The sequence below is a fragment of the Klebsiella sp. CTHL.F3a genome (genome assembly GCF_019890895.1).
Lineage (GTDB): Bacteria > Pseudomonadota > Gammaproteobacteria > Enterobacterales > Enterobacteriaceae > Klebsiella > Klebsiella grimontii.
This window is the reverse complement of the sequence record NZ_CP082360.1, coordinates 4,951,140-4,970,603: the sequence shown is the minus strand read 5'-3', so window position 1 is coordinate 4,970,603 and position 19,464 is coordinate 4,951,140. Positions and strand designations below refer to the sequence as shown.

Annotated in this window: 17 protein-coding genes; 8 read left to right on the top strand and 9 right to left on the bottom strand. The window is 53.2% G+C overall.

Features of this window, described 5'->3' with window-relative positions:
* Positions 1-6: 6 nt before the first annotated feature.
* On the bottom strand, positions 7-1,599 hold the full coding sequence (locus tag K7H21_RS23325) for a DUF3300 domain-containing protein (protein WP_112166684.1): 1,593 nt from the start codon (positions 1,597-1,599) through the stop codon (positions 7-9).
* Between the two features lie 355 nt (positions 1,600-1,954).
* On the opposite strand from K7H21_RS23325, the gene acnB reads away from it, so the two are divergent.
* Positions 1,955-4,552, top strand: a complete 2,598-nt coding sequence (gene acnB / locus K7H21_RS23320) for a bifunctional aconitate hydratase 2/2-methylisocitrate dehydratase (protein WP_004129020.1) — start codon at positions 1,955-1,957, stop codon at positions 4,550-4,552.
* Between the two features lie 175 nt (positions 4,553-4,727).
* Positions 4,728-5,090 (top strand): protein YacL, encoded by a 363-nt coding sequence (yacL, locus tag K7H21_RS23315; RefSeq protein ID WP_004129024.1) that lies wholly within the window; start codon positions 4,728-4,730, stop codon positions 5,088-5,090.
* Positions 5,091-5,121: 31 nt separating this feature from the next.
* Here the strand turns inward: yacL and speD are convergent, their stop codons facing one another.
* From speD to K7H21_RS23290, 5 genes are all read right to left on the bottom strand, one after another.
* Positions 5,122-5,916: an adenosylmethionine decarboxylase gene (gene speD / locus K7H21_RS23310; protein WP_004108061.1), complete on the bottom strand. Its 795-nt coding sequence runs from the start codon at positions 5,914-5,916 to the stop codon at positions 5,122-5,124.
* 14 nt (positions 5,917-5,930) lie between these two features.
* Complete coding sequence (gene speE, locus K7H21_RS23305; RefSeq protein ID WP_223035398.1) at positions 5,931-6,794, bottom strand: polyamine aminopropyltransferase; 864 nt, start codon at positions 6,792-6,794, stop codon at positions 5,931-5,933.
* A 151-nt stretch (positions 6,795-6,945) separates the two neighbouring features.
* On the bottom strand, positions 6,946-8,655 hold the full coding sequence (locus K7H21_RS23300) for an FKBP-type peptidyl-prolyl cis-trans isomerase N-terminal domain-containing protein (RefSeq protein ID WP_223035397.1): 1,710 nt from the start codon (positions 8,653-8,655) through the stop codon (positions 6,946-6,948).
* Positions 8,652-9,071, bottom strand: coding sequence for a hypothetical protein (locus tag K7H21_RS23295; RefSeq protein ID WP_032742041.1), 420 nt, complete (start codon positions 9,069-9,071; stop codon positions 8,652-8,654). Before K7H21_RS23295 ends, K7H21_RS23300 begins: the two co-directional genes overlap by 4 nt.
* A 267-nt stretch (positions 9,072-9,338) precedes the next feature.
* Positions 9,339-9,686, bottom strand: a complete 348-nt coding sequence (locus K7H21_RS23290) for a YacC family pilotin-like protein (protein ID WP_004872121.1) — start codon at positions 9,684-9,686, stop codon at positions 9,339-9,341.
* A 146-nt stretch (positions 9,687-9,832) separates the two neighbouring features.
* Here K7H21_RS23290 and cueO point away from each other — a divergent pair, with 146 nt between their 5' ends.
* Entirely contained in the window at positions 9,833-11,416 is a 1,584-nt protein-coding gene (cueO, locus tag K7H21_RS23285; RefSeq protein ID WP_049114770.1) for a multicopper oxidase CueO, read from the top strand.
* A gap of 80 nt (positions 11,417-11,496) precedes the next feature.
* Here the strand turns inward: cueO and K7H21_RS23280 are convergent, their stop codons facing one another.
* Complete coding sequence (locus tag K7H21_RS23280; protein WP_004129034.1) at positions 11,497-13,887, bottom strand: glucose/quinate/shikimate family membrane-bound PQQ-dependent dehydrogenase; 2,391 nt, start codon at positions 13,885-13,887, stop codon at positions 11,497-11,499.
* Positions 13,888-14,090: 203 nt separating this feature from the next.
* Here K7H21_RS23280 and hpt point away from each other — a divergent pair, with 203 nt between their 5' ends.
* A complete protein-coding gene (gene hpt, locus K7H21_RS23275) occupies positions 14,091-14,627 on the top strand; it encodes a hypoxanthine phosphoribosyltransferase (RefSeq protein ID WP_014227950.1) in 537 nt (178 codons plus the stop codon).
* Between the two features lie 50 nt (positions 14,628-14,677).
* Here hpt and can read toward each other — a convergent pair whose 3' ends face one another.
* The gene (can, locus tag K7H21_RS23270; RefSeq protein WP_004129036.1) at positions 14,678-15,340 is read right to left on the bottom strand and encodes a carbonate dehydratase; all 663 of its coding nucleotides are present in this window, start codon (positions 15,338-15,340) and stop codon (positions 14,678-14,680) included.
* 107 nt (positions 15,341-15,447) lie between these two features.
* Here can and K7H21_RS23265 point away from each other — a divergent pair, with 107 nt between their 5' ends.
* The 4 genes from K7H21_RS23265 to K7H21_RS23250 all read left to right on the top strand — a co-directional run bounded on the left by K7H21_RS23265 (position 15,448) and on the right by K7H21_RS23250 (position 19,014).
* Complete coding sequence (locus tag K7H21_RS23265; RefSeq protein WP_004872112.1) at positions 15,448-16,374, top strand: ABC transporter ATP-binding protein; 927 nt, start codon at positions 15,448-15,450, stop codon at positions 16,372-16,374.
* A complete protein-coding gene (locus K7H21_RS23260; protein WP_004129040.1) occupies positions 16,371-17,141 on the top strand; it encodes an ABC transporter permease in 771 nt (256 codons plus the stop codon). Before K7H21_RS23265 ends, K7H21_RS23260 begins: the two co-directional genes overlap by 4 nt.
* A gap of 121 nt (positions 17,142-17,262) precedes the next feature.
* Positions 17,263-17,703 carry a PTS sugar transporter subunit IIA gene (locus tag K7H21_RS23255; protein WP_049114769.1) on the top strand — a complete coding sequence of 147 codons (441 nt, stop codon included), beginning with the start codon at positions 17,263-17,265 and terminating at the stop codon, positions 17,701-17,703.
* Between the two features lie 57 nt (positions 17,704-17,760).
* A complete protein-coding gene (locus K7H21_RS23250; protein ID WP_142474194.1) occupies positions 17,761-19,014 on the top strand; it encodes a polysaccharide deacetylase family protein in 1,254 nt (417 codons plus the stop codon).
* 1 nt (position 19,015) lies between these two features.
* On the opposite strand, the gene panD is transcribed toward K7H21_RS23250, so the two are convergent.
* On the bottom strand, positions 19,016-19,396 hold the full coding sequence (gene panD / locus K7H21_RS23245; RefSeq protein WP_004129045.1) for an aspartate 1-decarboxylase: 381 nt from the start codon (positions 19,394-19,396) through the stop codon (positions 19,016-19,018).
* Between the last annotated feature and the right edge of the window lie 68 nt (positions 19,397-19,464).

Sequence of the window (19,464 nt, the reverse complement as noted above, 5' to 3'; positions counted from 1 at the left end):
TTATCCTCAGCGGCGGCGCAGTTCATGATGTTCCGAAAGATGTTCTCTGGCCGCGCTGCGCTGCTCGCTGCTTAAACCTGAGATATGACGGCTCTGCAGGCCACGCTCCTGCTGCGACTGCCAGGAAGGCGAACGGATATCGTTACCGCTCAGGGCATTGGCGTGCAGGTTATTCAACTTCTGCTGACGTTGTTCGGGCGTTGCGGCCCGGACCTGTTCACGGCGCTGTTGCTGCTGCGCTGTTGGATGCTGAATTTGCGATTTTACCGCTTCCCGATGCTGCTGTTGTACGGCGTTATGTGTCACCGCCGGCGTGGCGTCATAGCCGCGATAGTTATTGCGCTGGGTTACCTGATGCAGCTGCTGCGATGCGGCCTGGCGCTGGGCATCTCGGGACGGCGCGCGAGCAAGCGAGTTATCCGCCGTAGCCGCAGGCCCGGTATGCTGCTGTAGCTGAGTCATGGCTGCCTGACGCTGCGCGTTACGATCGACGGGTTGATGTTGGGTAGTGCTAAGCCCGCCGGGAACATTGGTCTGATGGTAATGCTGCGCAATGTTGTTGTTCGGGTACGGAATATTGCCGCGATAGGCCGGATTATGTTGCCAGTTAACGTGATTTCCCGGCAGATTCTGCCCGGTAATATGGTTGAAATTATTGACGTTGATATTGATATTATCGCCGTTGTGCGAGTAGCCGCCGTGATGATCATCATCGTGGTGGTAATCGTCATCGTCATGATGGTGATCGTCATCATCCCAGTCGATGCTGCTGAACAGGGCGTAGGTGGTGGCGACGCCGAGGCTATAGCCAAAACCTTTGACGAAGCTATTGGTGAACTGTTCACCCGGGGGCGGCGGCAGGTAGACCGGCGGGTAGGCCGTGTTAGGCCAGGCGCCGTAAACAACAGAAGGGTTATAGGCCGGCACGTACACCACGTTCGGATCGGTGGATTCGATTTTAATCACCTGGGCGGGGGCGGAGGATGTCACGGCGCTGCTGCTGCGGGAGGTACTGGTCGTCGACGTTGCCGGGACCGCAGCGTTTGTGGCGGTGATGACTTTCTGCTGCGGCGTGGATTTCAGCGTTCCGGTCTGCTGGGCGATGGCGCGTAAGCGCTGCACTGAATCCATGACGTCCTGCGGCTGGGCGAGAAATGCGTTACCCAGGTTTTCTACCCACGGCGCATTTTCTCCCATTAACGCGAGCAGGGAAGGGAAGGCGACCAGCGATTTTACGCTGGGATCCCAGGGCTGGCTTGCCACCGCTTGTACCGCCGCATCCCCCTTCATTGCAGGATTATCCTGCGACCACTGCACCGCCTGAACGACGTTACTCGGATAGGTCGCAGCCATCAGCACCTGTGACAACAGGTTGTCCGGATAGAGCGCGATTGGCGCGACCCACTGGTCTATCTGCGCGGGGGTATAGGTTGCGGTAACCGGCTGAGCGGCGGTGGTTGCCTGCGCCGTCTGCGCAACGGCGGGGGGCTCGGGAACCGTTTGCGGCTCCCGGCTTTTGACGTAGAGCGTACCCGCGGCGGCTAATAGCCCGGCGCTACAGAGCAGCGCGAGCAGATGGGGTTTGAAAGGCAGCGTCATAAGGACTCCCGGCACATAGATTGGCCCGTTTTGACAGAGTATTGTCGAAAAGCGGGGGATTGCCTGAGTATAAAGAGCGCGAATTTGCGTTTTTGATTTTAGTTGGGTTTTTGGACAATTATGTGTAACAGAATTAATTTTATATACCGCTAAATTGACAGAAAACCTGCAATATTCTGCCCTTAACGATTCAGCTAATTTTTAATGTTGCTTTTTTGTAAACAGATTAACACCCCGCCAAAATCCTGCTATGCTGCCGACGCGGTATCGGGCATTTACCCTACAAACTGCTGTCTCACAGGAGCGTGAAGAGAATCGCCTACCGCATTTTACAATGAGAGCGAGGAGAACCGTCGTGCTAGAAGAATACCGTAAGCACGTAGCTGAGCGTGCCGCCGAGGGGATTGTACCGAAACCCTTAGATGCAACCCAAATGGCCGCGCTGGTAGAACTGCTGAAAAACCCGCCAGCGGGTGAAGAAGAATTCCTGTTAGACCTGTTAATTAACCGCGTACCGCCGGGCGTCGACGAAGCCGCCTATGTTAAAGCCGGATTCCTTGCCGCGATCGCCAAAGGCGAAGCAACTTCTCCACTGGTTACCCGTGAAAAAGCTGTCGAACTGCTGGGCACCATGCAGGGCGGTTACAACATTCATCCCCTGATTGACGCGCTGGACGACGCAAAACTGGCGCCGATTGCCGCGAAAGCGCTGTCCCACACTTTGCTGATGTTCGACAACTTCTACGATGTAGAAGAGAAAGCCAAAGCGGGCAATGAATATGCCAAACAGGTGATGCAATCCTGGGCTGATGCTGAGTGGTTCCTGAGCCGTCCTCAGTTGGCTGACAAAATCACCGTGACCGTTTTTAAAGTCACCGGCGAAACCAACACCGATGACCTGTCTCCGGCCCCTGACGCCTGGTCCCGCCCGGACATTCCGCTGCACGCGCTGGCAATGCTGAAAAACGCCCGTGAAGGCATCGACCCGGATCAGCCTGGCGCCGTCGGCCCGATTAAACAAATTGAAGCACTGCAGCAAAAAGGTTTCCCGCTGGCGTACGTCGGCGACGTCGTGGGTACCGGTTCATCGCGTAAATCCGCCACCAACTCGGTGCTGTGGTTTATGGGCGACGATATTCCGAACGTGCCGAACAAACGCGGCGGCGGTCTGGTTCTCGGCGGCAAAATTGCGCCTATCTTCTTTAATACCATGGAAGATGCCGGCGCGCTGCCGATTGAAGTGGACGTAAACAACCTGAACATGGGCGACGTGATCGACGTTTATCCCTTTAAAGGTGAAGTACGTAACCACGAAACCGGCGAACTGCTCGCGACCTTCGAGCTGAAAACCGACGTACTGATCGACGAAGTGCGCGCCGGTGGCCGTATCCCGCTAATCATCGGTCGTGGCCTGACCACCAAAGCGCGTGAAGCGCTTGGCCTGCCGCACAGCGACGTATTCCGTCAGGCGAAAGACGTGGCGGAAAGTAGCCGCGGATACTCTCTGGCGCAGAAAATGGTGGGTCGCGCCTGCGGCGTGGCCGGAGTTCGTCCGGGCGCTTATTGCGAACCGAAGATGACCTCCGTAGGCTCTCAGGACACCACCGGTCCGATGACCCGTGACGAGCTGAAAGACCTGGCGTGCCTGGGCTTCTCTTCCGACCTCGTGATGCAGTCCTTCTGCCATACCGCCGCTTATCCTAAGCCGGTGGACGTCACCACGCACCACACGCTACCGGACTTTATTATGAACCGCGGCGGCGTATCGCTGCGTCCTGGCGATGGTGTTATCCACTCCTGGCTGAACCGTATGCTGCTGCCGGATACCGTCGGTACCGGTGGTGATTCGCATACCCGTTTCCCTATTGGCATCTCTTTCCCGGCAGGTTCTGGCCTGGTGGCGTTTGCCGCCGCGACCGGCGTCATGCCGCTGGATATGCCGGAGTCGGTGCTGGTGCGCTTTAAAGGCAAAATGCAGCCAGGCATCACCCTGCGCGATCTGGTGCACGCCATCCCGCTGTATGCGATCAAACAGGGCCTGCTGACCGTTGAGAAGAAAGGTAAGAAAAACATCTTCTCTGGCCGCATTCTGGAGATCGAAGGTCTGCCGGATCTGAAAGTTGAGCAGGCGTTTGAATTGACCGATGCCTCCGCAGAGCGCTCGGCTGCAGGCTGCACGATCAAGCTGAACAAAGAGCCGATCGTTGAGTATCTGACCTCCAACATCGTCCTGCTGAAGTGGATGATCGCGGAAGGTTACGGCGACCGCCGTACGCTGGAACGTCGCGTTCAGGGCATGGAAAAATGGTTGGCGGATCCGCAGCTGCTGGAAGGCGATGCGGATGCAGAATATGCGGCGGTGATCGATATCGATCTGGCCGATATCAAAGAGCCAATCCTCTGCGCGCCGAACGATCCGGACGATGCGCGTCTGCTGTCCGACGTGCAGGGTGAGAAGATCGATGAAGTGTTTATCGGTTCCTGCATGACCAACATCGGCCACTTCCGCGCGGCTGGTAAGCTGCTGGACAACCACAAAGGCCAGCTGCCGACCCGTCTGTGGGTGGCGCCGCCAACCCGCATGGATGCCGCGCAGCTGACTGAAGAGGGTTACTACAGCGTGTTTGGTAAGAGCGGCGCGCGTATTGAAATCCCTGGCTGCTCCCTGTGCATGGGTAACCAGGCTCGTGTTGCTGACGGTGCGACGGTGGTTTCTACCTCAACCCGTAACTTCCCGAACCGTTTAGGTACCGGCGCTAACGTCTTCCTGGCCTCTGCGGAGCTGGCGGCAGTCGCCGCGCTTATTGGTAAGCTGCCGACGCCGGAAGAGTACCAGACCTACGTTGCTCAGGTGGATAAAACTGCGGCGGATACCTACCGCTATCTGAACTTCGACCAGCTGGGTCAGTATACTGAGAAGGCTGATGGGGTGATTTTCCAGACCGCGGTATAACGCAATAAGTCAGCGTTGTACATAATCCCTTCAATGCCCGGTGAACATTGCATCACCGGGCATTTTTATTTCCAATCCCTCCGTCCGCGACGCTTTTTTTCTCCCTTACTGCTGCGATAATGACGCTATGGGTACAGTGCAGCGGTGACGCACTGCCCTTGCAGAGGAAAAGACTATGGATTACGAATTTCTGCGCGATATTACCGGAGTGGTCAAGGTGCGAATGTCGATGGATCATGAGGCTATCGGCCACTGGTTCAACGAAGAGGTTAAAGATAACCTTACCCTGCTTGATGAAGTTGAGCAGGCCGCGCGCACCGTCAAAGGTAGCGAACGTTCCTGGCAGCGTGCCGGTCATGAATACACATTATGGCTGGATGGGGAAGAAGTGATGATCCGCGCCAATCAGCTGGATTTTTCTGGCGATGAGATAGAAGAAGGAATGAGCTACTACGACGAAGAAAGCCTCTCGCTGTGCGGTATTGAAGATTTTTTACAGGTCGTTGCCGCCTATCGTGAGTTTATGCAGCAGCGCTAAGTCTGGCGGAGCCTCCGTGCTCCGCCGGGCGTTACACCGCCGGTATATTTCTTGCGTAGTAAATTTCACGCATCTCTTTCCACAGCCGGTCGGTGATGACCCTGCGCTCTTCTTCGGTTAAATCTTCCGGCCTGGTGTGAAACATGTAGTGCTTGAGGTCGAATTCCTTAAGCAGCATCTTGGTATGGAAAATATTCTCCTGGTAAACGTTCACGTCCACCATGTCATACAAAGACTTAATATCCTCGGACATGAAGTTCTGAATGGAGTTAATTTCATGATCGATGAAGTGCTTCATGCCGTTCACATCACGGGTAAAACCGCGAACGCGATAATCAATGGTGACAATATCGGATTCTAGCTGGTGAATCAGATAATTCAGGGCTTTCAGCGGTGAAATGACCCCGCAGGTTGAGACTTCAATATCGGCGCGGAAGGTGCACAGCCCGCCTTCAGGATGGCTTTCAGGATAGGTATGAACGCAGATATGGCTTTTATCGAGATGCGCCACAACGGTTTCCGGTAGCGGGCCCGGGTGTTCTGTCTGATCGATAAGCTGCGGATCGATAGGCTCTTCGCTGACCAGGATCGTCACGCTGGCCCCTTGTGGCTCATAATCCTGACGCGCAATGTTGAGAATATTAGCGCCGATAATTGAACAGGTCTCGGACAAAATTTCTGTCAGGCGGTTGGCGTTATAGAGCTCGTCAATATAGGCGATGTAGCCATCGCGCTCCTCTGCCGTTTTCGCGTAGCAGATATCATAGATGCAAAAACTCAGGCTTTTGGTCAGATTGTTAAAGCCGTGCAGCTTCAATTTTTTCAATTTAGATCACCCCCTTACTTAACAGTGGATAGCGCATCCAGTAAATATTGCGGTAAAGCAAATGCCGCCGCGTGAATTGCCGGATTGTAATAACGGCACTTCAGGTTCGATTTATGAAAGCGGGCCTGGATGATTTCGCTGGAAAGGTGGCGAAGGGCTTCGTTGTCCGTGGCCCATGCGAAGGTCATGATGCCGCCGTAATAGGTTGGAATCGCCGCCTGATAGAAGCTCACATCGCTAAAGTAGTGACTGAGTTTACGATGGCTATCGACGGCCTCATCCTGCTGCAGGAAGCTGACGCCGTTCTGAGCGACGAAAATCCCACCAGGATTGAGGCAGCGTTTACAGCCTTCATAAAATGCGGAAGTGAACAGGCTCTCGCCGGGACCGATAGGATCGGTGCAATCGGAGATAATGACGTCAAACGTTTGCGCCGTTTGGTTAACAAAATTGACGCCATCGTCAATGACCAACGTAAAACGTGGGTCGTCGTACGCGCCAGCGTTATGATTAGGCAGATATTGACGACAGAACGAAACCACGCCAGCGTCAATTTCTACCATGGTGATGCTTTCGACATTACCGTGGCGAGAGACTTCGCGCAGCATGGCACCATCGCCGCCGCCGATAATTAACACATGTTTCGCCTGACCGTGGGCCATTAGCGGAACATGGGTCATCATTTCATGGTAGACAAACTCATCACGCTCGGTGGTTTGTACCACCCCGTCCAGCGCCATCACGCGACCAAACGCCGCATTTTCGAAAATGATTAAATCCTGGTGATCGGTTTTCTCATGATACAGAACGTTATCAACGCTGAAATACTGACCAAAATGGTCGTGCAGCGTTTCATGCCACAGATTGCTATCGGCCACGGGCAGATCCTCCTTTGTTAACATCTGTTACACCCATTAAAATGAGCGCAACATCATAGCCAACTATAGAAGATGATGCACGGCGGATATTTCAGCAAATGAGGCGTGATAAGAAAATTGGGAACGCCTCCCCCGGCGGAAGGCGCAAGGATCAGGGTTTTTTAGCCTGCGGTTCTGCTGCTGTGGCGTCAACGATTCTGAGCGAATATACCATGGTCGCTCCCGGCGGGATTTTAGGCGGCTTGCCCTTGCTGCCGTAGGCCAGTTCGGGAGGGATCACGACCGTAACAGCCCCGTGATTTCCCAGCCGTTTTATGGGGCCAAGGAACAGGGGAGGATAAGATTTCAGGGATTGAGACCACACTTTACCCTCCGCTTCCATATCGTTAATGACTGTTCCGTCGATAAGCGTTTCTTTGATGGTGACGGTAACGATATCGCTATCGAGAATCTTGCCCTTACCGGCATAATCTATGCGGCTGTAAACGCCATCTTTCAATACCACCCCTTTTTGCTTCGCGAACTTTTGCTGATATTTCTTTCCTTCGCTAAGCGTTTGCTGTTCGATCTTCTTCAGGTTCTGAAAGACTTCTTTAGACACATCGAACAAAGCTTTATTGCGCGCTTTCTCATCAAGGGCGATATTTCCGGAAAAAGAATCCTGGATACCCTGCAGTACGGTATCTTTGCTCATTTTTACACCCTGGGAATCCCGGGTGGATAAGAGCTGTAACACTTCATCACCCATCGATACGCCGATAGCGTAAGCCTGCTGCAGGGACTCTTTGGCAAGGTCGATAGCCGCTGGTTTTTTAGCTTCGGCATCAGCAAGCATGGTCTTTAGCCGGGCAATTTCATCTGCGCTGGCCTGCAGTAGGGCTTTGTCTTTATCGGCGGCATCCGCCTGAAGGGATGACTGCTGCTTGCTGATGATAAAGGAATCGAGTTTAGCGGTGAGCGCCTGTTTTTCTACCCCCGCAGCCGCCAGTTTTGCCGTTAAATCCTTTTGTTCTGTTTCATAGGCGGCGAGCTTCGCTATCACGGCTTTATGATCTGTTTCAGACGCCTCTAGCTTCGTTTGTAGCGTCTGCCTGACGGCGTCAGCCGCAGTGAATTTTGCGAGCACTTGCTGTTGAGATAACTCAGCAGCAGCGAGCTTGCTCATGAGCGCTTGTTTGTCTGATGCCGCAGCCGTGAGCTTAGAGGCCGTATCTTGCTTTTCCGCTTCCGCTGCGGCGAGTTTCTTTATCAGCGTCTGCTTTTCAGCGGTTGCCTCAGTCAGCTGCAGCTCAACTTTTTGTTTTGCGGATTCTACTAATACCAGCTTTTTTTCTTGCTGCAGAATTTTATCTTCGGAGGCATTACGTTGGCCCACCTCCTGTTTTATTTCAGCTGCGGTCGTTAGCTCTTTTTCTATTAATCGTTGTTTTTCGGCTACAGCAGTTGCTAATTTTTTCTCAAGCAGCTGAATTTTATCCGTCAGCTCTTTTTGGCTATCTGCTGCGGCATTAATCGTTGCGGGTTTAGCTTCCAGCTGCTGTCGAAGCTGGCGGATAAGTTTATCTTTTTGAGAAATTATTGCAGCCTGACGGGAAATATCATTAGTATTCTGAACGCTTTTTTTATTGGTGGTTTTTGTATTATTGTTTTTTTCCTCAACGGGCTTTACTGGCTCGCGACTTTCTTGCGCCTGCTGCTCTTTAGCGTAATTTAAAAATGCAGGGCCTGAAGCGTCACTGCTTGAACTCGCTGTGACGCTTATCAGCGCATCTTTTTCCGCATAGGCGTTCGGCGATAGCGCCAGCACAAACACTGCTGCCAGCGATACCGAATTGAAGTTTTTAGCTATTTTTCCGTTCATAGCTGAACATTTTCACCGCGTTTAACAAGACTATCTATCAGTGCCTTTTCAATATCAGCGCATAGCTTGATTGATTTGAACTGGTACATCGAATCGATCCCCTGTTTTGTCGGTTCAGCCACTTTACTGCGAACAGAATTATATTGGGTTGCAGCACTCAGGAGGGCGGTGAACTCATTACCGAGTTTGTCTGCCTGCTTTGGATTCACTTCTTTCAGAGATTCAAGAGCCTTGCGGCAGGAGTCCAGACGCGCTTGCTCATCGGCGACTCTCTGCTGTTCCGTTTGTTGTTGGCTTAATGTCGTATCAGATAATGGTTTCATTAATCTGGCGGATTGCCTGGACTGTATTGAATTACAGCCGACTAATAAAATGACAGCCACAGGCGCTATGCGTGTAAATAAGGATATGTTCAAGGTTTCATTCCATTGATAAAAAAGGAGTGTTATCGGGCGATAATAGTGTGCAAAAAAGAAGATTGCAATATTAGAGTTTTGTTTTTGGAAATCTATTTTTTATATTTGTTTTATTAATGAATCAAGTGCTTAATGAATTAAGTTTGAATTATCATTGAATTCTATGAATTGAGATATAAATTAAAGCGCGCAGTTAATTGAACCACTATTATTACGGCGCATCATAGCCGTATTCTCACGGCTACCGATTTGTTGAAATCAGGGGGATTATTTCACGTAAGCAAGCAGGCTTAGTGAGTCACGCGCCAGCGCTTTACATTTTTTGGTGGTGGGGATTTTGATTCCGCTGAGGTCCCGGTAGCTATCTTCACCCAGCGCTTTCATATTGAAGCTGTCGTAATTGCTTAAATCCCACTGGTTCTGCTGAGCAAAAAAGACCAGGGCGCGGCGAATCTGTGTGTTAGGCAGATTTTGATAACCGCAGTCGTTCTTCAGGAAGACGAATACTGCCGTTAAATCAGCCATATCCTCCGCTTCGGACTCGCTTAATGCATAGCTATTGGCGGAGAGAGTGAGCAGGCTGCCAAGCACTATTGTTCTGAAAAGCGTCTTCATTTTTTCTACCATTGAATCACGGACAAACAACGTTAGCATACTTCGTTACACTGCGCCGAGCTTTATTCTTACTCTTCTGCTTGACCTTCCTGTTAGGGGAGGGTTTAAGCTCAATTATTCACCAGCAGAATAAAAAGGATGTGAAAATGCAACGTCGTGAGTTTCTTAAACTAACCGCTGCGGTCAGCGTAGCCAGCGCATTGCCGCTATGGAGCCGCTCGGTTTTCGCCGCCAGTCGTCCATCTTTGCCTGTACCGGAGCTACTTACCGCCGACGCGCGCAATCGCATCTCGTTAATCATCCAGGCCGGAAAAACGCAGTTCGGCTCTCATCTTGCGACCACCTGGGGCTATAACGGTAATCTGCTGGGCCCGGCCCTACAGCTTAAGCAGGGTGAGCAGGCAACCATCGATATTCATAACCGGCTGGCGGAGGAGACCACCGTACACTGGCACGGTCTCGAGGTTCCTGGCGCCGTTGACGGCGGTCCCCAGGGCGTGATTGCCGCCGGAGGCTCCCGCACGGTGAGCTTTACCCCAACGCAGCGGGCGGCGACCTGTTGGTTCCATCCTCATCAACATGGCAAAACTGGCAGGCAGGTCGCGATGGGGCTGGCGGGGCTGGTATTGATTTCTGATGCGGAAAGCGAAAAGCTGCTCTTGCCAAAGCAGTGGGGAATTGATGATGTTCCGGTGATTGTGCAGGATAAAAAGTTCACCTCAGCGGGAGAGATTGATTATCAGCTCGATATTATGAGCGCAGCCGTTGGCTGGTTTGGCGATACGCTGATGACTAACGGGGCACTCTACCCGGAACATGCCGCGCCTCGCGGCTGGCTAAGGTTGCGTCTGCTTAACGGTTGTAATGCGCGTTCTTTGAATTTCGCCACCAGCGATAAGCGGCCCATGTATGTGGTGGCAAGCGATGGTGGTCTGCTGGCTGAGCCGGTGAAAGTCAACGAGCTGCCGGTGTTGATGGGGGAGCGTTTCGAAGTGCTGGTGGATACCACTGACGGAAAACCCTTTGATGTAATTACACTCCCGGTTAACCAGATGGGGATGGCGGTTGCTCCGTTTGATCGGCCGCAGCCGGTGTTACGCGTGCAGCCACTGACTATCCAGGCTTCGGGTAAGCTGCCGGATGTTCTGGCCGCTATGCCAGCGCTGCCCTCTCTTCAGGGGCTTACTCAACGTACTCTGCAGCTCTCTATGGATCCGATGCTCGATATGATGGGCATGCAGGCGCTGATGCAAAAATATGGCGACCAGGCGATGTCCGGTATGGACCATGGCATGATGATGAATCATGGCGATATGGGGAATATGAATCACGGAAACATGAATCATGGCGGCATGGCGCAGATGAAGCACGGTCATCAAAGTTTTGATTTCCATAATGCAAACCGGATCAACGGTAAAGCCTTTGATATGAATGTTCCCCTGTTTGCGGCGGCGAAAGGGCAATATGAGCGGTGGGTGATTTCCGGCAAAGGCGACATGATGCTGCATCCTTTCCATATTCACGGTACTCAGTTCCGTATTTTGTCCGAAAACGGTAAAGCGCCGGCACCCCACCGGAGCGGCTGGAAAGATACCGTCAGGGTGGAAGGCGATGTGAGTGAAGTGCTGGTGAAATTTGACCACGATGCGCCGAAAGAGCATGCCTATATGGCGCACTGCCATCTGCTGGAGCATGAAGATACGGGGATGATGCTTGGATTTACGGTGTAGGCCGTCTAAGCGGGCTCGCTTCGCTCGAAAAGAGAGAGATGTGCCATAGAGAGAAGGCCCGGAAACCGGGCCTTCTTTGTTTACTTCGCGTCGTCCGGTAAAGCATAAGCGACGATATAGTCGCCCATCTTCGTGCCAAATGAACCGTGACCGCCCGCAGAGATGACAACGTACTGCTTGCCATTCACTTCATAGGTCATCGGCGTCGCCTGACCGCCTGCCGGCAGACGTGCCTGCCATAACTTCTCGCCGTTGCTCATATTGTAAGCGCGCAGGTAGTTATCCGCGGTCGCGCCGATAAACAGCACATTGCCGGCCGTCGAAATTGGGCCGCCCAGCATCGGCATACCCATGGTGAACGGGAGCTTAACCGGCATCGGGAACGGCAGGCTATCCTGCGGCGTACCGATACGTTTTTTCCACACCACTTCGTTGGTTTTCAGATCCAGCGCGGAGATATAGCCCCATGCTGGCTGTTTGCAGGGCAGACCAAACGGTGACAGGAACGGGTTGAGCGTGACGCCGTAAGGGACGCCGTACTGCGGCTGAATACCGGCTTCGGTACCGGAACCTTTGGCGTCTTTTGGCTGCTCCATCGGATTACCCGGTCCGCGAGGGATCAGTTTTGATACAAACGGCAGCGCCATTGGGTTAGCAATCGCCACCTGGCGGTTCGGATCGACGGAGATACCGCCCCATTCGAACATCCCCAGGTTACCCGGGAAGACCAGCGTACCTTGTTCTGACGGTGGGGTGAAAATCCCTTCATAGCGCAGCTGATGGAAGATAACGCGGCACACCAGCTGGTCGAACATGGTGGCGCCCCACATATCCGCGCCGGTCAGGTCTTTCTTCGGTCGGAAGCTCAGGTCGGAGAACGGCTGGGTTTTCGCGACGTAGTCACCTTTCGCCGCCCCTTGCGGAACCGGTTTTTCCGGCGCCGGGACGACCAGCTCGCCGTTACGGCGATCGAGGACAAAAATATTACCGGTTTTTGCCGGAGCGTAAATCACCGGCACGGTTTTGCCGTTCACGTCAATGTCCGCCAGCGTCGGCTGAGACGGCATATCCATATCCCACAGATCGTGATGAACGGTCTGGTAGCTCCACGCCAGTTTACCGGTCGTGGCGTTTAGCGCCACGATGGAGCTGGCATAGCGCTCTTGTTCAGGCGTACGGTTGCCGCCCCAGATATCCGGGGTGGTCACGCCCATAGGCAGGTAGACCAGATCCAGCTTCGCGTCATAGGCCGCTGGTGCCCAGGAGTTTGGTGAATTCAGAGTGAAATGATGTTCATCATCAGGAATTGCGTTGGGATCTTTCGCGCCCGGATCAAAGGCCCACAGCAGTTTACCGGTGTTCACATCAAAGCCGCGAATAACGCCTGACGGCTCGCGGGTGGAGAAGTTATCGGTCACGGCGCCGGCGATGACGATTGTCTTATCGGTAATAATCGGCGGTGAAGTGGGTTCATACATGCCCGGCGTGGTGACAGGCATATTGGTTTGCAGGTTGAGAATGCCTTTATTGGCGAAGGACTCACACAGCTTACCGGTTTCGGCATTGATGGCGAACAGGCGGCCATCGTTGACCGGAAGAATAATGCGGCGCGGGCAGTCGGCAACCACTTCCGCCGGCGCGTTATCTGCTTTGGCTTCATGATATGAAACGCCGCGGCAGGTCACATGCTGGAAAGACGGGTCCGCGTTGAGCTGCGGATCGAAATGCCACTTTTCTTTACCGGTGGCCGCATCAAGCGCGAACAGGCGCTGGTGGGCGGTACACAGATAGAGCGTGTCGCCAACTTTAATCGGCGTGACTTCATTGGTGATTTCACCCGGATCGTTAGGTTGCTTGAGATCGCCCGTACGGAATACCCATGCCTCTTTCAGGTTCTTCACGTTATCGGCGTTAATCTGCTTCAGCGGCGAGTAGCGCTGGCCTTCCTGGTTGCGGCCATACGCCGACCAGTCGCCATCGGCCACCTCGGAAATTGGCGCTGCTGGCGTTGCATCAGCGCTCAGCGTACCGTTAACTTCCTGCGGGTCGTTGAAGCCAGCCCAGGTCAGGATGCCGCCGCTAATCAGCAGGGCGACAACCAGCCCGGCAACGGCGCCAGAGGAGGGAATCGGCAGGCGGCGCCAGACAAACGGTAGAATAAGCCAGATGCCGAAGAAGACCAGGATGTCGCTACGCGGAGTCAGCGCCCAGAAGTCGAAGCCAACTTCCCATACGCCCCAGATCATGGTGGCGAGCAGCAGTGCGGCGTATAGCCAAAGCGCAGAACGCTTACCGCGAAACAGCATGACGGTGACGGCCAGCATCACCAGACCTGCGACAGGGTAGTACCATGAGCCGCCAAGAGCGACCAGCCAGGCCCCGCCTGCTAAAAGATATAGGCCACAGAACGCTGCAAAAAGAGCCGTCAGCGTCACGAGTAACCGTGATTGTTGAGATTTTGTTTCTGCCATAGAAGGACACTCGTTTGTTTGTTAATTTTTTAACTGCAATTAATTATAGGATTTAACAAGTGTGATCGGAATCACAAAATGGGCTTTATTAATCACTGCATCGTATATTTCTTTTTGCTGGTATACTGCGTGGCTTGCCGGTCAACGTCGGTGCAATCGCAGCGGAGTTGATGATTTACATTAAGAATCAAATGGTTAGTTTTATGAAACATACTGTAGAAGTGATGATCCCGGAAACCGAGATCAAAGCCCGTATTGCTGAGCTCGGTCGCCAAATCAACGAGCACTACAAAGATAGCGGCAGCGAAATGGTGCTGGTGGGGCTGTTGCGTGGCTCGTTTATGTTTATGGCCGACCTGTGCCGTGAAGTTCAGGTACCGCATGAAGTCGATTTTATGACCGCCTCCAGCTACGGTAGCGGCATGTCTACCACCCGTGACGTCAAAATCCTCAAAGACCTGGATGAGGATATCCGCGGTAAAGATGTGCTGATCGTGGAAGACATCATCGACTCTGGCAACACGCTGTCAAAAGTACGCGAAATCCTCAGCCTGCGTGAACCGAAATCGCTGGCGATTTGTACACTGCTCGATAAGCCAAGCCGCCGCGAAGTGAAGGTGCCGGTTGAGTTTGTTGGTTTTGCGATCCCGGACGAGTTCGTGGTGGGATACGGCATCGACTATGCTCAGCGCTATCGCCACCTGCCATATATCGGCAAAGTGACGCTGCTGGACGAGTAACGCGGAGTTTCTATCCCGGCTTATCCGGGATATTAAGAGGGGCGCGTGAATTACTTGTGATTGACGTGCTTGCTTTTAAGGTTGGAAATTCCATGGCGATAGCGCTGTTCCAGCGTTTCGCGGCTGACGGCGGTCACGTCCAGATCGCGTAACATGCCGTCGTGAATACCGTAGGCCCAGCCGTGAATCGTCACTTTCTGTCCACGCTTCCACGCCGACTGCATAATCGTTGAATGGCCAAGGTTGTAAACCTGCTCCATCACATTCAATTCACACAGCGTATCAAGGCGGCGCTCTTCGGGCATTTCTCCCAGCAGCGAGCTGTGCTTAAACCAGATATCGCGAATATGCAGCAGCCAGTTGTCGATAAGGCCTAGCTCGGTATTTTCAATCGCCGCCTGCACGCCGCCGCAGCCGTAGTGGCCACAGATAATGATGTGTTCGACTTCCAGTACGTCGACCGCGTATTGCACCACGGAAAGACAGTTCAGATCGGTATGAATCACCAGGTTGGCGACGTTACGGTGTACAAACAGCTCGCCAGGTTCCAGGCCGGTCAAACGTTCAGCGGGAACGCGGCTATCGGAACATCCAATCCACAGAAAGCGCGGCTTTTGCGCCTGTGCCAGTTTCTCAAAGAAACCGGGGTCTTCCTCCACCAGCATTTTTGACCATAGTGCATTGTTGCTGATGAGTGTATCTATATCGTTCATGGATGTTTACGGGCCTGTAACCAAGTAAGTGCGTTGCGCTAATATAGGTTAACCTCACATTTTTTAAAACAACCCATCGCGTGTCACGACACGAGAAGAGACATTTAATGACCATTGCTCTGGAACTAAAACAGCTCAAAAAAACCTACCCCGGCGGGGTTCAGGCGCTGCGCGGAATCGATCTTCAGGTAGAAGCGGGCGATTTTTACGCGCTCCTGGGGCCGAACGGCGCGGGAAAATCCACCACTATCGGCATTATCAGTTCGCTGGTGAACAAAACCTCCGGTGAGGTCAACGTGTTTGGCTATGACCTGCAAAAGGATGTGGTTAACGCCAAACGCCAGCTCGGCCTGGTGCCGCAGGAGTTCAACTTTAACCCCTTTGAAACCGTACAGCAGATTGTCATTCACCAGGCGGGCTACTACGGCGTTGAGCGCAAAGAAGCCATCGCCCGTAGCGAAAAGTACCTCAAACAGCTCGATCTTTGGGAAAAGCGCAACGAACGCGCGCGGATGCTCTCCGGCGGCATGAAGCGCCGCCTGATGATTGCCCGTGCGTTGATGCATGAACCGAAGCTGCTGATTCTCGATGAGCCAACGGCGGGAGTGGATATTGAGCTGCGTCGTTCGATGTGGGGATTCCTGAAAGATCTGAATGATAAAGGCACCACGATCATCCTGACGACCCACTATCTGGAAGAAGCCGAAATGCTGTGTCGCAATATCGGTATTATTCAGAACGGCGAGCTGGTGGAAAACACGTCGATGAAGGCGTTGCTTTCCAAGCTGAAATCAGAAACCTTTATTCTCGATCTGGCTCCCAAAAGCCCGTTACCGGTACTGGAAGGCTATCAGTATCGTCTGGTTGATACGTCGACGCTGGAGGTTGAGGTGCTGCGCGAGCAGGGGATTAACAGCGTATTTACGCAATTGAGCGCGCAGGGAATACAGGTATTAAGTATGCGTAACAAAGCTAACCGTCTGGAAGAGCTGTTTGTCACGCTGGTACACGATCGGAAAGGAGAATCGGCATGATGCAGCTTTATTGGGTCGCGCTGAAAAGCATCTGGACCAAAGAGATCCATCGCTTTATGCGTATCTGGATCCAGACGCTGGTGCCGCCGGTCATAACGATGACCCTTTACTTTGTCATTTTCGGTAACCTGATTGGCTCGCGCATCGGTGAAATGCACGGTTTTACCTATATGCAGTTTATCGTGCCGGGGCTGATTATGATGGCGGTGATCACCAACGCTTACGCCAACGTCGCTTCATCATTCTTCAGCGCGAAATTTCAGCGCAATATTGAAGAACTGCTGGTCGCGCCGGTCCCCACCCATGTGGTGATCGCCGGCTATGTGGGCGGCGGCGTTGCCCGCGGTCTGTGCGTCGGGATTCTGGTGACGGCGATTTCGCTGTTTTTCGTACCGTTCCAGGTTCACTCGTGGGTATTTGTCGCCCTGACCCTGGTGCTGACCGCCGTGTTATTTTCACTGGCCGGTCTGCTGAACGCGGTGTTTGCCAAAACCTTTGATGATATCAGCCTCATTCCGACCTTCGTGCTGACGCCGCTGACCTACCTCGGCGGGGTTTTTTATTCGCTGACCCTGCTGCCGCCGTTCTGGCAAGGCCTGTCGCATCTGAACCCGATTGTCTATATGATCAGCGGCTTCCGCTACGGCTTCCTCGGGATTAACGATGTTCCGCTGGCCACCACCTTCGGCGTGCTGGTGGTGTTTATCGTCGCATTTTATATTTTGTGTTGGTATCTGATCCAGCGCGGGCGCGGGCTGCGCAGCTAATTTAGCCGTTCATGGCGCTTCGCTGCGCAGTTAAGCGAAGCGCCAGCAAACAATTTTGATTGCCATCACCGATATTTATCGCTTCCCTTGCTAAATTGTTTGCCTGCTAAGGAGGTAGGCGATGTTAGGTTGGGTGATTACCTGTCATGACGAACTGGCGCAGGAGATGCTGGATCGTCTGGAGAAAAAGTTTGGGCCGCTGACGCAGTGTCGGGCGGTTAACTACTGGCGTAATCTCAGCAGCAATATGCTGAGCCGCATGATGTGCGACGCGCTGCACGAGACGGATGGCGGAGAAGGGGTTATTTTTCTGACCGATAAAACCGGCGCGGCGCCTTATCGCGTGGCGGCGCTGATGAGCCATAAGCACACCCACTGTGAAGTGATTTCCGGGATCGACTATTCATTACTGGAAAGTATGTATTTGCTGCGCCAGAACCTGAGCAGCGAAGCTTTCCGACACGCCATTGTCAGCGCTGGAGGCCCGGCGGTGAGCAGCCTCTGGCATCAACAGCAAAAAAATCCGCCTTTTCGACTACTGCATGAGCCGTACGGGAATTAAGCATTGGTATTGATGATGCTTTTGTTACAATGACGGCAGTTCTTGTCTACCGGTTCGATGCGCATGTTTGCCCGAATTCTTGCTTTACTCCTCCTGTTCACGACGCTCGGCGCCTCCGCCAGTCTGTTAAGCCAGCAGGGTGTCCCGGCACGTTATATGCAGACGACCGAAGATGCCGATATCTGGGCGCAGGTGGGCAATCAGGTAGTGAGCGTCGGCAACGTACGTGCAGGACAAATACTGGCGGTAGTACCGACGGCGGCGGATTACTATGAGTTTAATTTTGGCTTTGCGACCGGCTTTATTGATAAAGGCCACCTGGAGCCGGTACAGGGTAAGCAGCGAGTTGAGGACAGCCTGGGCGATCTGCATAAATCCCTGAGCAACCAAAACCTCATGACCTGGAAAGATACGCCAGTATATGATGCCCCCGCCGTTGGCAGCGCGCCATTTGGCACCCTGGCGAGTAATTTGCGTTACCCGATTATCAGCAAGCTCAAAGATCGGTTGAATCAAACCTGGTTTCAGATTCGCATCGGCAACCGGCTGGCGTGGGTGAGCAGCCTTGATGCCCAGGAAGATAACGGCATCCCCATCCTTACCTATCACCATATTCTTCGTGATGAAGAAAATACCCGCTTTCGCCATACCTCAACAACGACTTCCGTTCGCGCCTTCAGCAATCAGATGACCTGGCTACGCGACCAGGGCTATACCACGCTGAGTATGTATCAGCTTGAGGGCTATCTGCGTAATAAAGTGAACCTTCCGGCGCGCTCGGTGGTGATCACCTTTGACGACGGGCTGAAGTCGGTCAACCGCTATGCCTACCCGATTCTCAAGCAGTATGGCTTTCACGCTACGGCTTTTATTATCTCGTCGCGCATTAAGCGCCATCCGCAGAAATGGGCGCCAAAATCGCTGCAGTTTATGAGTGTTTCCGAGCTAAAACAGATTCAGGACGTTTTTGACGTGCAGTCGCATACCCATTTTCTGCATCGGGTTGATGCCGAACGTCATCCAATTCTACTCAGCCGCAGCTATCACAATATTCTGTTTGATTTTGAGCATTCGCGGCGGGCGCTGGCGCAGTTTAATCCGCACGTACAGTATCTCTCTTACCCGTTTGGCAGCTATAACGCCACGGCGGTTCAGGCGGCGAATGACGCTGGTTTTCATCTGGCAGTGACGACGGTAAGAGGAAAGGTAAAACCGGGGGATAATCCGTTCTTATTGAAGAGGCTGTATATATTAAGAACGGATTCGCTGGAAACCATGTCGCGGCTGATAAGCAACCAGCCGCAGGGGTAGATCAGGCAACCTGTACCGGAATGGCTTTTGCCTGGCGCTTCATTTCATTCTCGCCTTCAAAATAGGCCACTTTCGGCTGCCAGGCGCGGGCTTCTTCGTCAGGCATCATAACGAAGCTGGCGATAATCAGAATATCACCGACGCTGGCACAATGCGCCGCCGCGCCGTTAACGGAGATAATTCGCGAACCGCGCTCCGCGGCGATAGCGTAGGTGGAGAAACGATTACCGTTGGTCACGTTCCAGATATGAATAGCCTCGTTTTCCAGGATGCCGGACGCATCCAGGAAATCCTGATCAATAGCGCAGGAGCCTTCATAGTGCAGGTCGGCCTGCGTGACTTTAACGCGGTGGAGTTTGCCCTGCAGCATATTACGAATCATAACGTCTACCTTTAAAGCTTAACGATAACAAAGCGGGCGTGACGTCCGCCTTGAGGAAATTCCTGGCA